General features: G+C 74.1%; 12 protein-coding genes. 9 read left to right on the top strand and 3 right to left on the bottom strand.

The window, feature by feature from the left end:
• Positions 1–8 precede the first annotated feature (8 nt).
• From ACTHAM_RS14940 to ACTHAM_RS14975, 8 genes are all read left to right on the top strand, one after another.
• Positions 9–1,241 carry a pyridoxal phosphate-dependent aminotransferase gene (locus ACTHAM_RS14940; RefSeq protein ID WP_440688839.1) on the top strand — a complete coding sequence of 411 codons (1,233 nt, stop codon included), beginning with the start codon at positions 9–11 and terminating at the stop codon, positions 1,239–1,241.
• A 131-nt stretch (positions 1,242–1,372) separates the two neighbouring features.
• Entirely contained in the window at positions 1,373–2,320 is a 948-nt protein-coding gene (locus ACTHAM_RS14945) for an ABC transporter ATP-binding protein (RefSeq protein ID WP_440688841.1), read from the top strand.
• Positions 2,317–3,171 carry an ABC transporter permease gene (locus ACTHAM_RS14950; RefSeq protein ID WP_440688843.1) on the top strand — a complete coding sequence of 285 codons (855 nt, stop codon included), beginning with the start codon at positions 2,317–2,319 and terminating at the stop codon, positions 3,169–3,171. Before ACTHAM_RS14945 ends, ACTHAM_RS14950 begins: the two co-directional genes overlap by 4 nt.
• Entirely contained in the window at positions 3,158–4,507 is a 1,350-nt protein-coding gene (locus ACTHAM_RS14955) for a sensor histidine kinase (RefSeq protein WP_440688845.1), read from the top strand. The genes ACTHAM_RS14950 and ACTHAM_RS14955 overlap by 14 nt, the downstream gene beginning before the upstream one ends.
• Positions 4,504–5,136, top strand: coding sequence for a response regulator (locus ACTHAM_RS14960; RefSeq protein WP_440688847.1), 633 nt, complete (start codon positions 4,504–4,506; stop codon positions 5,134–5,136). The genes ACTHAM_RS14955 and ACTHAM_RS14960 overlap by 4 nt, the downstream gene beginning before the upstream one ends.
• Before the next feature lie 22 nt (positions 5,137–5,158).
• Positions 5,159–6,775 (top strand): ATP-binding protein, encoded by a 1,617-nt coding sequence (locus ACTHAM_RS14965; protein ID WP_440688849.1) that lies wholly within the window; start codon positions 5,159–5,161, stop codon positions 6,773–6,775.
• On the top strand, positions 6,772–7,470 hold the full coding sequence (locus ACTHAM_RS14970) for a response regulator transcription factor (RefSeq protein WP_440688851.1): 699 nt from the start codon (positions 6,772–6,774) through the stop codon (positions 7,468–7,470). The genes ACTHAM_RS14965 and ACTHAM_RS14970 overlap by 4 nt, the downstream gene beginning before the upstream one ends.
• Positions 7,471–7,518: 48 nt before the next feature.
• Positions 7,519–8,604 carry an adenosine deaminase gene (locus tag ACTHAM_RS14975; protein ID WP_440688853.1) on the top strand — a complete coding sequence of 362 codons (1,086 nt, stop codon included), beginning with the start codon at positions 7,519–7,521 and terminating at the stop codon, positions 8,602–8,604.
• Here ACTHAM_RS14975 and ACTHAM_RS14980 read toward each other — a convergent pair.
• The 3 genes from ACTHAM_RS14980 to ACTHAM_RS14990 all read right to left on the bottom strand — a co-directional run bounded on the left by ACTHAM_RS14980 (position 8,594) and on the right by ACTHAM_RS14990 (position 12,570).
• The gene (locus tag ACTHAM_RS14980; RefSeq protein WP_440688855.1) at positions 8,594–9,745 is read right to left on the bottom strand and encodes a UDP-N-acetylmuramate dehydrogenase; all 1,152 of its coding nucleotides are present in this window, start codon (positions 9,743–9,745) and stop codon (positions 8,594–8,596) included. The two genes, ACTHAM_RS14975 and ACTHAM_RS14980, sit on opposite strands and share 11 nt — an antisense overlap.
• Before the next feature lie 9 nt (positions 9,746–9,754).
• The gene (locus tag ACTHAM_RS14985; protein ID WP_440688857.1) at positions 9,755–11,107 is read right to left on the bottom strand and encodes an MFS transporter; all 1,353 of its coding nucleotides are present in this window, start codon (positions 11,105–11,107) and stop codon (positions 9,755–9,757) included.
• Between the two features lie 62 nt (positions 11,108–11,169).
• The gene (locus ACTHAM_RS14990) at positions 11,170–12,570 is read right to left on the bottom strand and encodes an MFS transporter (protein ID WP_440688859.1); all 1,401 of its coding nucleotides are present in this window, start codon (positions 12,568–12,570) and stop codon (positions 11,170–11,172) included.
• Positions 12,571–12,923: 353 nt separating this feature from the next.
• On the opposite strand from ACTHAM_RS14990, the gene ACTHAM_RS14995 reads away from it, so the two are divergent.
• Positions 12,924–13,606: LacI family DNA-binding transcriptional regulator (locus ACTHAM_RS14995; RefSeq protein WP_440688860.1), on the top strand; the 683-nt coding region annotated here is incomplete at its 3' end.

The following is a 13,606-nucleotide window of genomic DNA, read 5'->3' on the forward strand; positions in this document are numbered from 1 at the left end:
ATGGACCGGTGAGCGAGCACGCATCGACGTCGTCCTCCGTCCGCCCGCGCGTCTCGGCGCGCCTGGCCGCGATCGCCCCCTCGGCGACGCTCGCCGTCGATGCGAAGGCGAAGGCGCTCAAGGCCGCCGGTCGTCCCGTCATCGGCTTCGGCGCCGGTGAGCCCGACTTCCCCACGCCGGCCCCCATCGTGGCCGCAGCCGTCGCGGCCGCGCAGGACCCGGCCAACCACCGCTACACGCCCGCCGCGGGCCTACCGGCCCTGCGCGAGGCCATCGCCGCCAAGACCCTGCGCGACTCCGGCTACGCCGTCGACCCCGCCTCGGTGCTCGTCACCAACGGCGGCAAGCAGGCGGTGTTCCAGGCGTTCGCCGCGATCGTCGACCCCGGCGACGAGGTCCTCCTGCCCGCGCCGTACTGGACGACCTACCCCGAGGCGATCCGCCTCGCCGGCGGCGAGCCCGTCGAGGTGTTCGCCGGCGTCGACCAGGGCTACCTGGTGACCGTCGACCAGCTCGAAGCCGCTCGCACACCGCGCACCAAGGTCCTGCTGTTCAACTCCCCGTCGAACCCGACGGGCGCCGTGTACTCCCCCGAGCAGACCGAGCAGATCGGCCGCTGGGCGCTGGAGCACGGCATCTGGGTCATCACCGACGAGATCTACGAGCACCTCACCTACGACGACGCGGTGTTCACACCCATCGTCAAGGCGGTGCCCGAGCTCGCCGACACCACGATCGTCCTCAACGGCGTGGCCAAGACGTACGCCATGACCGGCTGGCGCGTGGGCTGGATGATCGGGCCGGCCGACGTGATCAAGGCCGCGACGAACTTCCAGTCGCACCTGACCTCGAACGTCGCGAACGTCTCCCAGCGGGCCGCGATCACCGCGCTCACCGGCGACCTGGAGGCGGTGCACGAGATGCGCACGGCCTTCGACCGCCGCCGCCGCACCATGGTGGAGATGCTCTCCGCGATCGACGGCGTCGTGTGCCCCGCCCCGCAGGGCGCGTTCTACGCGTACCCCTCGGTGGAGGGTGTGCTGGGCCGCACCATCCGCGGCGTCACCCCGACGACGTCCGCCGAGCTGGCCGCGCTGATCCTCGAGCAGGCCGAGGTGGCCGTGGTGCCCGGCGAGGCGTTCGGGCCCAGCGGGTACCTGCGGCTGTCGTACGCGCTGGGCGACGAGGACCTCGTCGAGGGCGTGGCCCGGATCCAGCGTCTGCTCGCCGAGGCCGAGTGAACGTCGGCGCGCCCGGCCCGGACCCCGCGCGCCGACCATGACGACCGACACGGCCGTCCACCGATCGGTGGACGGCCGTTGCCGTCGGACGGCCCTCGCGCCGATCCGGTCCACGAGGCCAGGCTGGAGCCATGACCACCACCTTCGCTGACGCCCCCGCGGTCGACGTCCGCGGTCTGCGCAAGCGCTACGGCACCAAGCAGGCCGTCGACGGCCTCGACCTGACGGTCCACCGCGGCGAGATCTTCTCGATCCTCGGCCCCAACGGAGCCGGCAAGACCACGACCGTGGAGATCCTCGAGGGCTACCGGCACCGCGACGAGGGCCACGTGCGGGTGCTCGGCCAGGACCCGCAGACCGCCGGCCGCGACTGGCGCGCCCGCCTCGGCATCGTGCTGCAGAGCGCGAACGACCTCGACGAGGCCACCGTGAGCGAGCTCGTGCGGCTGTGCGCGCTGTACTACCCGCACCCGCGCGACCCCGAGCAGGTCATCGACGCCGTCGGGCTGCGCGAGAAGGCCCGTACGCGCGTCCGACAGCTGTCCGGTGGGCAGCGTCGTCGGCTCGACGTCGCGCTCGGCATCGTGGGCAGCCCCGAGCTGCTGTTCCTCGACGAACCGACCACCGGGTTCGACCCGCAGGCACGACGCTCGTTCTGGGACCTCATCGACGGCCTGCGGGACGAAGGCACGACGATCCTGCTGACCACCCACTACCTCGACGAGGCCGAACGGCTCGCCGACCGGGTGGCCGTGGTCCGGGACGGCCAGGTCGTGGCGCTCGGCACCCCGCAGGACCTGGGCGGCCGCGACGCACGGCTGGCCGTGGTGCGCTGGACCCAGGACGGGCAGGTGCACGAGGAGCGCACCGCCACACCCACCCGCACGGTCGCCGCGCTCTCCGCACGGTTCGCCGACGACGAGGTGCCGGGCCTGCAGGTGCTGCGCCCGACGCTGGAAGACGTGTACCTGGGGCTCATCGAGAGCGCCGGACACCCCGACGGCGACGACGGCACACCCCTCGCCGACCCGCGGAGCACGACGGCAGCAGCCGACCAGACGAGCGAGGCCCTGCGATGAGCACCACCCTGACGCCCCCGACCCGGTCCGCCGGCGCGGCCCGCCAGCCCGCTCTGCTGCGCGTGGCCGCCGCCCGCACCGCCCACGAGCTGCGGCTCTACTTCCGCGAGCGCGACGCGGTCGTGTTCATCTTCGCCTACCCGATCATCATGCTGGCGATCTTCGCCACGGTGTTCGGCCAGGACGGCCAGACCGTGGGCGGCCAGGACGTCTCGTTCGCGCAGTACTTCCTGCCGGGCATGATCGCCACCGGCCTGATGCTCTCCAGCTTCCAGAACCTGGCGATCTCCATCTCGGTGGAGCGCGACGAGGGGTCGCTGAAGCGGCTGCGCGGCACACCGATGCCGCCGGCGGCGTACTTCCTGGGCAAGGTCGGTCAGGTGCTGGTCGCCTCCGTCGTGCAGATCGGGCTGCTGCTGGCGGTCGCCGCAGTCGTGTTCGACGTGCCGATGCCCTCCACGGCGGCCGCCTGGACCACGTTCACGTGGGTGTTCGTGCTCGGCACGGCCACCGGTGCTGTGTGCGGTGTGGCGTACTCCTCGCTGCCGCGGTCGGGCCGCAGCTCCAGCGCAGTGGTCATCCCCGTGGTGCTGATCCTGCAGTTCATCTCCGGGGTGTTCTTCCAGTACGACCAGCTGCCCACCTGGATGCAGCAGATCGCCTCGGTGTTCCCGCTGAAGTGGATGGCGCAGGGCATGCGGTCGGTGTTCCTGCCCGAGCAGGCCGAGGCGTGGGAGGTGTCAGGTTCGTGGCAGCACCCGCAGACCGCGATCATGCTCACGGCGTGGCTGGTCGTGGCCCTGGTGGTCGGGGTCAAGACGTTCCGGTGGCAGCGTCGTGACGACGGCTGAGGTGTCCTCGACGCGCATCGAGTTCTGGGAGCGTTCGCTGCGCGGGTGGGACGTCGCGTTCTACGCGATGACGGCCCTGGCGGCGGTGGCCGCGTTCGCCGACCCGCACGGTACGTCGCGCGCCGTCGCGGCTGGAGCCTCGTTCGCGGTGCTCGTCACCGCGTACACCCTGCTCGGTCGCCGCGGTGCGCGGACCGGTGACCGGCGCCTCGTGGGGGCCTACCTCGCGGTGCTGCTCGTGGTGACCGTCGTGGTCGTCTCGCTGTCGGCCCAGGGGCAGGTGCTGCTGTTCGTGGCCTACTCCCAGATCTGGTACCTCGCGGAGAACCGCACCACCGGTGTGGTCCTGGCGACGCTGCTCACCGTGGGGGTCGCCGTCCCGGTGCTGCTCGGCACCGACGGTGGGGCGGTCGAGCTGCTGACGACCGTCGCACAGCTCGCCCTCGCGCTCGCGTTCAGCATCGTGCTGGGCCTGTGGCTCACCCAGGTGGCCGAACGGGGCGAGGAACGCGCCGTGCTGCTCGAACGGCTCGAGGCGGCGCAGGCCGAGCTCGCCGTGACCCACCACAGTGCCGGGGTGCTGGCCGAGCGGGCACGCGTCGCCCAGGAGATCCACGACACCCTCGCGCAGGGCTTCACCAGCGTGATCATGCTCGCGCAGACCGCGAGCGCCGAGCTGGACGCGGAGCACCCCGCGCGCGCGAGGGAACGTGTGACCCAGATCGAGCAGGTGGCCCGCGAGAACCTGGCCGAGGCACGGGCGCTCGTCGCCGCATTCGGCCCGACCGCGCTGCAGGACGGCGACCTGCCCGAAGCGCTCGGGCGGCTCGCGCGCCGGTTCGAGGCAGAGACCGGGGTGCGGGTCGAGGTGCGCGGGCTCGGGGACCACGACTCCCCGGGTGAGGCCCCCGAGCGGGCAGAGCTGGGCAAGGACACCGAGGTGGTGCTGCTGCGCGCGGCGCAGGAGGCGCTGGCCAACGTGCGCAAGCACGCGCACGCCCGGCACGTCGTGCTGCACCTCTCGCTCGACGCGGACGGCGCGACCCCGGCGGGCAGCTCGTCCGGCCCGGGCGCCACCTCCGGCGGGCACGTGCAGCTGGAGGTCGTCGACGACGGGCGGGGGCTCCCGGCCGACGCCGTCGAGGGCGTGGGCCTGCGCGGTATGCGGGAGCGGGTCCGCGCCGGGGGCGGGTCGCTCGAGGTGGGTTCGGCCGACGGCGGCGGCGCACGGGTGCTGCTGCGGCTGCCGGTGGGATCGTCCCCCGCCAGCGTGCCCGCCGGGGACCAGGCCACAGCGCCGCTCCCACCCGCACCACCGACCGGAGGTACCCCGTGACCCGGATCCGCGTGATCGTGGCCGACGACCATCCTGTGGTGCGTTCCGGCCTGGTCGGGATGCTCGGCGTCGAACCCGACCTGGAGGTGGTGGGCGAGGCGGCCGACGGTGCGGAGGCCGTCACGCTGGCCACGACGCTGCGCCCCGACCTGGTGCTGATGGACCTGCGGATGCCGGGGACGGACGGGGCGACGGCCACCGGCCAGATCGTCGCCACGCTGCCCGGCGTGCGGGTGCTCGTGCTGACCACGTACGAGACCGACACGGACATCCTGCGGGCCGTCGAGGCCGGGGCAACCGGCTACCTGCTCAAGGACACACCCCGGGACCAGCTGGTCGCCGGGGTACGGGCGGCCGCCCGCGGCGAGGCGGCGCTGTCGCCCTCGGTCGCGTTGCGGCTCGTGCAGCAGGTGCGCGGCGGCGACGGTGACCGGGTCACCCCTCGGGAGTGCGAGGTGCTGGCCGGCGTGGCCCGCGGGCTGTCGAACGCGGCCATCGGGCGCGAGCTGTTCATCACCGAGGCCACCGTCAAGACGCACCTGCTGCGCATCTTCGCCAAGCTCGGCGTGGACGACCGCACCCGCGCGGTCACCGTCGCGCTCGAACGCGGGATCCTGCCTGGTCGGTGACCTGCCGCGCCATAATGGCCCGATGCCACCGCGCGTCGCGTCGCCCGAACGCGTCGACTCCCGTTCTCCCGGCTCGTGGGGCGCTCGCCTCACCGTGCGGGCGCGGGTCATGGCGGCATCCATCGCGATCGCCGCGATCACCGTGCTCGTGGCAGGGTTCGCCGCCTACGGGTTGCAGAGCCGCCAGACCGACGACCGCATCGACGACTCGCTGCGCCGCGCGGTCACCGCGTTCGAGTCGCTCGCCGAGCAGGACGACCCGCAGACGCACCAACCGTTCGCCTCGGTCTCGCGGCTGCTCAACGAGGGGGTGCGCAGCCGCGTGCCGGGCGAGCACGAAGGGGTGCTCACCCTGCAGGGCGGTGCACCGCTGTGGCTGCCCGCACCGGAGACCCGGGGTGTGCGGCTCGAGCAGGACCCTGAGCTGGTGGCCGCGCTCGACGAGCTCGCCCGCACCACGACCGCACCCGCCACGGCGACCACGACCACGACCACCGCACCTCGGACCATTCGGACCGCGACGACCCAGTACCGCCTGGTGGCCGTCCCCGTGCAGGTCGGCGACGACACCCCGGGGCTGTTCGTCGTGGCCACGGACCGCTCGGCCGAGCTGGCCGGCCTGACCCGCACCTACGTGCTCTACTCCGTGGTCGGCATGCTCACGCTGGTGGTCGTCGGCGGTGTCTCCTGGCGCGTCGTCGGCCGGCTCCTGGCACCGATCCGTCTGCTGCGCGACACCGCCCGGCGGGTCACGGAGTCCGACCTGTCCGAACGGATCGAGGTGACCGGGCACGACGACCTCTCCGACCTGGCGCGGACCGTGAACGCCATGCTCGACCGGCTCCAGCGGGCCTTCGGCTCGCAGCGCGAGCTGCTCGACGACGTCGGCCACGAGCTGCGCACCCCGCTGACCATCGTCCGCGGGCACCTGGAGCTCGTCGACCCGCTGGACCCGGACGACGTGCGCGCCACGCAGGCCCTGGCACTGGACGAGCTCGACCGGATGCACCGCCTGGTGGACGACCTGGTCACCCTGGCGACAGCGGACCGTCCCGACTTCGTGCGGCCGGCACCGACGGACGTGGGTCGACTCACCGACGACGTGCACGACAAGGCCCGAGGCCTGGGCGACCGCCGGTGGGTCGTGGCCGCCCGCGCCGAGGTCACGGTGCTGCTCGACGAGCAGCGGATCACGCAGGCATGGCTGCAGCTGCTGGCCAACGCCGTGCGGTTCTCCGACGAGGGGACCACCGTGCGGATCGGCAGCGAGCTGGTCGGCGACCGCCTGCTGCTGTGGTCCCGCGACGAGGGTCCAGGGGTGCACCCCGATCAGGTGCCGTTGATCTTCGAGCGGTTCCACCGCGGGCAGGCCGACCGCACCGCGCACGGCGCCGGACTCGGCCTGCCGATCGTCATGGCCATCGCCACGGCGCACCGCGGCCGTGTGCGGGTGGAGCAACCCCCGGCCGGTCACGATCCCGGCGGGGTGTTCGTCCTCGACCTGCCGGCCCGGCTCTGCGTGCCGGACCAGACACCGGCCCGGAACCCCGGACGGGCCTCGGACCTGCGGGGTGACCTGGACACGGACGGGTTCGGCAGGCGATCCTTCCTCGACCCCGAGCTCGTGGAGAACCGATGACGCACATCCTGATCGTCGAGGACGAGGAACGGATCGCCGCCTTCGTCGCCAAGGGCCTCCGGGGGGCCGGCTACTCGACCACGTGCGTCACCCGCGGCCGCGAGGCCCTGGCGCTGATCCGGGCCGGCGGCGTGCACCTGGTGATCCTCGACCTGGGCCTGGTCGACATGGACGGCTTCGACGTGCTGCGCCGGGTCCGTGACGAGCAGAACCCCGTGCCCGTGATCGTGCTGACCGCCCGGACCTCGGTGGGTGACACGGTGGCCGGGCTCGAGCACGGTGCGGACGACTACGTGCCCAAGCCCTTCCGCTTCGAGGAGCTCCTCGCACGCATCCGGCTACGGCTGCGCGGCGGCGGGCACGGCGCCGACGTCGCCGTGCTGACCCACGGGCCGCTGCAGCTGGACCTGCACGCCCGCCGGATGCGGGTGCGGGACCGCGACGTCGACCTGTCGGCCCGCGAGTTCGCGCTCGCTGAGATGTTCCTGCGGCACCCCGGACGGGTGCTCACCCGCGAGCAGCTGCTGTCGCAGGTGTGGGGCTACGACTTCGACCCCGGCTCGAACGTGGTGGACGTGTACGTGCGGTACCTGCGCCGCAAGCTCGGTGCCGAGCACGTGGAGACCGTCCGCGGCCTGGGCTACCGCCTGGTCGACGCCGGCGTCGGCGAGCAACCGGAGCTCGCGCAGCGCTGAGCCCGGGCAGCGGCCGGGGCACGCCCGTGCGCCTGGCAGACTGACGCCGTGCGCGACCTGGCCCGGCTCCCCAAGGCGCACCTGCACCTGCACTTCACCGGGTCGATGCGCCCGGGCACGCTCGCCGAGCTGGCGGCGGCCCACGGGGTGCGGCTCCCGGCGGCGCTGCTCGACGACGACCCGCTGCACGTGCCGGCCGACGAGCGCGGCTGGTTCCGGTTCCAGCGGCTGTACGACGCCGCCCGCGCGTGCGTACGCACCGAGGCCGACATGCGTCGCATCGTGGCCGAGGCGGTCGCCGACGACGCGGCCGAGGGCTCGGGGCGGCTCGAGATCCAGGTCGACCCGACCTCGTACGCGCCGTTCGTCGGCGGCATCACCCCCGCTCTGGAGATCGTCCTCGACGCGGCCCGCACGGCCGGGGCCCAGACCGGCACGAGCGTCGGGGTGGTGGTCGCCGCCTCACGCATGCGCCACCCGCTGGAAGCCCGGACGCTGGCACGCCTGGCCGCCCGGCATGCCGGTGACGGCACGGGCGAGGTCGTCGGCTTCGGGTTGTCCAACGACGAGCGGCGCGGCGACACCGCGGCGTTCGCGCCGGCGTTCGCGATCGCCCGACGGGCCGGCCTGGCCTCGGTGCCGCACGGTGGCGAGCTCCTGGGCCCCACGCACGTCGAGGACGTGCTCGGTCACCTGCACCCCGACCGTCTCGGACACGGCGTGCGTGCCGGCGAGGACCCACGCGTGCTCGACCGGGTGGTGCGCTCCGGTGTGGCGCTCGAGGTGTGCCCCGCGTCGAACGTGTCCTTGGGCGTCTACCGCGACGCGCAGCATGTGCCGCTGCGGACCCTGGTGGCCGCCGGCGCGGTCGTGGCGCTGGGCGCCGACGACCCGCTGCTGTTCCGGTCGCGGCTGCTGGCCCAGTACGAGAGCGCGCGCACCGTGCACGGCTTCTCCGACACGGAGCTGGCCGAGCTCGCGCGGTCCTCGATCCGGGCCTCGCGTGCCGCGGGTGACGTGCGGGCGCGCCTGCTGGCCGGGGTGGACGACTGGCTCGCCGCGCCGGCCGTACCCGCCGTACCCGGCACGACCGTCGGCGCGACGCACGGCACCCCCGCCGACGTCAGAGGCTGACGCCCACCAGCACGGGCTCCGGCTCGAGCTCGACACCGAACCGCTCGCGCACCCCGTCGCGCACCCGACGCGCCAGCGTCAGCACATCGGCCGTGCTGGCAGTACCGCGGTTGGTCAGGGCCAGCGTGTGCTTGGTCGACAGGGTCGCCGGCCCCGGTGCGCCGAAGCCCTTGGTGAACCCGGCATGCTCGATCAACCAGGCCGCGCTCGACTTCACCCGACCGTCGTCGGTCGGGAACCGCGGGGCGTCGTCCGGCAGCGCGGACGCCGCCGCGGCGTCGAGGAGCGGGTTGGTGAAGAACGACCCGGCGCTGGCCGTGTCCGCGTCGGACGGGTCGAGCACCATGCCCTTGCCGGCGCGCAGGCCCAGCACGGCCTGGCGGACCTGCGCCAACGGGGCACGCTCCCCCACGGCGACGCCGAGCGTGCGCGCCAGCTCGGCGTACGCGATCGGCGCGGACAACGACCCGGGGCGCAGCTGGAACGTCACGTCGAGCACCACGTAGCGCGGCGTCGGTGCCCACGGTGACCGCGGGTCGGCCGGGTCGGCGGTCCGCATCGACCGCTTGAGCAGCGAGCTGCGGTACCCGAACGCGAGCGTGACGAACGGCAGGGTGCGCACTCGCCCCCGCGCGCGGTCCCACACGCGCACGTGCGCGATGGACTGGGCGACCTCCTGGCCGTAGGCGCCCACGTTCTGCACGGGTGTGGCGCCCGTCGAACCGGGGATGCCGGAGAGCGCTTCGACGCCGAACAGCCCGTGCTCGACCGCGTACGCCACGACCTCGTCCCACGGGGTGCCCGCCGGGACGGTCAGGGTCACACCGGCGCACGCCGAGGCGTCGGGCACCTGGATGCCACCGCGCACGTCACGCACCACGACCCCGTCGAACCCCGCGTCGGCCACGACCACGTTCGAGCCGCCGCCGAGCACCAGCAGGGCCTCACCGGCCGCGTCCGCCGCCCGGACCACATCGATCAGGTCCGCCTCGGTGGACGTCTCGACGTAGCTGCGGGCCGGCCCGCCGACACGCATCGTGGTCAGGTCGGCCAGCCTCCGCGCGGTCTGCGCCGTCGCAGGGGCGGGCGTCGCACCGGGCACGGGGCTCGGGGCGGGCAGGTCGCAGGCGTCGAGCTCCACGCGCACAGGCTAACCGCCCGTCGAGGGCCGCCCCTGCTCGGACAGCGGGGCCGCGGCGCTCGTCACGAGCAGGCCGAGCACGATCGGCACGCCGATGGCCAGCAGCGCGTTGCGGTACCCGACGGCGTCGGCGAGCAGGCCGAGCAGCGGGGGGCCGGCCAGGAACGCCGAGTAGCCGATCGTCGAGACGACCGACACGCGAGCGGCAGCCCGCAGCGGGTCGTCCGCGGCAGCACTCATGCCGACCGGGAATCCGAGCGCGGCACCCGCCCCCCACAGCACCACGCCCAGCAGCGCGAGCCACAGCGGGCCGACGAGGCAGAACAGCAGCAGGCCGACGAGCGCGAGCCCGGCCGTCAGGCGCAGCACCAGCACCCGGCCGAACCGGTCCAGCAGCAGCGTGCCGAACAGGCGCATGGCGGTCATCGCGGTGACGAACACGCCGAAGCCGACGGCGCCCACGGCGTGCGACGTGCCGAACCCGTCGACGACCGCCAGGCTCACCCAGTCGTTCGCGGAGCCCTCGGTGAGGGCGGCGGCCAGCACGACCAGTCCGATGAGCAGCGTGCGCGACTCCCCCCAGGCGGCCAGCGCGCCGCGGGCACCGCGGGGAGCGAGGGTCGACGGGTCGGCCGCGGTGTCGACAGCCGTGCGGGCGAGGGAGCCCTGGGGGGCGGCGACGTCGGGCGTGCGCTCGTCCGCAGCAGGCAGGAACGCCCGCACGGCCAGCGCCACACCCACGGTGGACAGCGCCACGACGACCGGCAGGTGCACCACCACGGGCACGTGCAGCGCGGCCACGACGGCGGCGACCCCGGCGGCGGCCATCGTGCCGAACGAGAACCCGGCGTGGTACCGCGGCATGACGGTCCGCCCCAGTCGCTGCTCGACGGCCGCGCCCTCGAGGTTCATCGCCGCGTCCCACACCCCGGTGCCCACGCCGAACAGGACCAGACCCAGCGTGACGACCCACACCTGGACGACCGCGACACCCACCGAGGCGACGACGAGGCCGCTCGCGTTGAGCATCGCGAACGCCATCACCGTGCGTCGGGCGCCCAGCCGTTCGACGACGAGCCCGGACAACGGCAGCGCGAGCAGGGACCCCACGGAGGCGACCAGCAGCAGCAGACCCATGGACTGCGGGGAGAACCCGAGCCCGTCGCGGATGGCCGGCATGCGCGAGGCCCAGCTGGCGAAGTTCACGCCGTTGAGCACGAACACCACGAACACCGCGGTCGACGCGGCGCGCACGGCGCGCGTCGTGCCGGGCACGCCCTGCTGTGCGGCCTGCGGTGCGGCGCTCGCGGCGGTGGAGGTACCCCCGGCGCCGGGGACGTCGGGGTCGTGGGGAGTCGTCATCGTCCCTCCGGGGCGTGGCTGTGGTGGTCGTGGGGGTGGCGGGGCGGGCAGAGGGTCAGAGTTCAGCCTCGCACCGCACCGGCCGGTGCGAGGGTGTGCGGCGCCAGGTCGGGCCCACCGAACGTGTCGGCGGCTCCGTGGGCGTCGTCGAGGTGCTCGGCCTCGGTGTCGTGCACGGGCGTCGGGTCGACCGGCGGGGTGGTCCGGGTGGGGGTCTCGCGGGCCACCCGGCCGGAGAACGTCACGCTGGCGACCATGGCGACGCTGATCAGCAGGAGCGCGTGCCGCGCGCCGGTGACCTCGGCGGCCAGACCGAGCAGCGGCGGGGCCGCGATCGAGGCGACGGAGGCGAACGACGAGACGACGGCGACCCGTCCGGCGGCACGCACCGGGTCGTCGGAGGCCGCCGCGATGCCGATCGGCACGGCGAGCGCGGCCCCGAAGCCCCACGCGGCCACACCGATCCCGGCGAGCATGAACGAGGGCGCCAGGCCGAACAGCAGCAGGCCTGCGATGGACACCAGCCCCGAGGTCCGCAGCACCACCACCCGGCCGAAGCGGTCGATCAGCCGTGTGCCCAGCAGGCGCACGAGCGTCATGGCACCCACGAACACACCGAGCACGACCCCGCCGACGGCCTCGGTGCGACCGAAGCCGTCGACCACGGCGAGCGAGAGCCAGTCGTTGGCCGCCCCCTCCGACAGGGAGGCGGCCATGATCACCACACCGATCAGCAGCGTGCGCGGTTCGCGCCACGCGCCGAGCGCCGAGCCGACCCGGCGCGCGCGGGTGCCGCCCGACCGGGAGGCGCGAGGGGCGTCGCCGGGGGCCTGCGCGAGCACGACCCCGCGCAGCGACGCGATCCGCCAGACGACGAACACGGCCGCGACGGTGCCGAACTGCGTGGCGACCGGCACCTGGGCGTGCGAGGCCACCGCCCCCAGCGACGAGCCGAGCACCGCCCCGACGGAGAACATCGCGTGGAACTGCGGGATCACGGTGCGACCCATCGCGCGTTCGATGCGTGCGGACTCCACGTTGAGGGGCACGTTGCCCAGGGGCATCGAGCAGCCCTGCAGGAAGACCCCGACCGCGAGCACGGGCAGCGAACCGACCTGCGGGCCGATGCCCATGAGCACGTAGCCGACGGCGAACACGACGGTCGAGGCGACGATGCCGACGCGGCTGCCGTACCGGGTCACGACGACCCCGGCGAACGTGACGCACACGAGCGCGCCGACGGAGCCGATCAGCAGGATGACGCCAAGGTCCCCGGTCGACAGGTCGAGCAGGTCGCGGATCGTCGGGATGCGGGCGAGCCAGCTGGAGACGGCGACCCCGAGGAGCCCGAAGAGCCCGAGGAGCAGCACGCGGGCGCGCTGCACGACGGGGTCGGTGGTACCCGGTCGCGGCGCGGGGCGCTGCACGACGACGGGGCTCCCGGGGCGGGAGGGCTGACTCACGGATGCTCCACGGACGGTCGAGGGCCGACCCGCTCTCGACTGGTGCGTCACGGGTGCTGTGCTGGCAGGGCGGGTCGAGCTGACGGATCTCACGATATCGAATCGATTCGACAGCGGTGAAGCGCGGATCGAATCGATTTGAGTGTGGCGACCATTCTGCGGGTACGCTGGCCGCTGCGTCAACAGGTCCCGCCTGGGCACCGCCGACCCTCACGCCGCACCCCGCGGACACGTCACCGGTGCCGCCCGAGACCGCCACGACCCGACGCGCGACCCGCCCCGGCACCCGCCGGACCCGCCGCAGACCGACCGGAGGTGGCCCCCTGTCGAGCCAGCGCCCGACCCTCGCCGACGTGGCCGCCGCCGCGGGCGTCTCCGTCTCGACGGCCTCCCTGGCCTTCTCCGGGGCCGGCCCGATCGCCGCCTCCACCCGCCAACGCGTGCTCGACGCAGCCGCCACGCTCGACTACGCCGGCCCCAACCCGCTCGGCCGCCAGCTGCGCCGAGGACGCTCGGGGATCGTCGGCGTCGTCGTCGGCGACGCGCTGCGCCGCTCGTTCCGCGACCCCGTCTCGGTGCAGGTGCTCGACGGGCTCGTCGGCACCCTCGGCACGCTCGACCTCGGGGTCCTGCTGATCCCCAACTCCTGCGACGCCGGCGCACCCGCCGTCGACCCGCTCCTGGAATCCGCCGCGATGGACGTCGCAGTCCTGCTCTGGGGCGGCACCACCGACGCCGAGGTGCTCGGGGCGCTGCGCCGACGGGGGGTGCCCACCGTGCTCGTCGAGGGCTCCCGCACCGCCGACGTCCCCGTCGTCGGCATCGACGACCGCGGCGGCATGCAACGGCTCGCAACGCACCTGACGGACCTCGGGCACCGCCGGATCAGCGTCGTGACCCTGCCGTTCTCCCGCGACCGCCACGAAGGCCTCGTCGACGAGGCCGACCGGCACGAACCCGCCTGGGACATCACCGGGCGGCGGCTCGCCGGTGTCCTCGACGCCGGCGTGACCCCCCATTCCGTGTGGGAGACGCC

The sequence above is a fragment of the Cellulomonas soli genome (assembly GCF_052036975.1).
In the GTDB taxonomy this organism is placed as follows: Bacteria; Actinomycetota; Actinomycetes; order Actinomycetales; family Cellulomonadaceae; genus Cellulomonas; species Cellulomonas soli_A.

Excerpts from the sequence above, each read along its gene's own strand:
- ACTHAM_RS14965 (WP_440688849.1), top strand. The coding sequence starts at position 5,159 with ATGCCACCGCGCGTCGCGTCGCCCGAACGCGTCGACTCCCGTTCTCCC.
- ACTHAM_RS14970 (WP_440688851.1), top strand. The coding sequence starts at position 6,772 with ATGACGCACATCCTGATCGTCGAGGACGAGGAACGGATCGCCGCCTTC.
- ACTHAM_RS14945 (WP_440688841.1), top strand. The coding sequence starts at position 1,373 with ATGACCACCACCTTCGCTGACGCCCCCGCGGTCGACGTCCGCGGTCTG.
- ACTHAM_RS14985 (WP_440688857.1), bottom strand. The coding sequence starts at position 11,107 with ATGACGACTCCCCACGACCCCGACGTCCCCGGCGCCGGGGGTACCTCC.
- ACTHAM_RS14950 (WP_440688843.1), top strand. The coding sequence starts at position 2,317 with ATGAGCACCACCCTGACGCCCCCGACCCGGTCCGCCGGCGCGGCCCGC.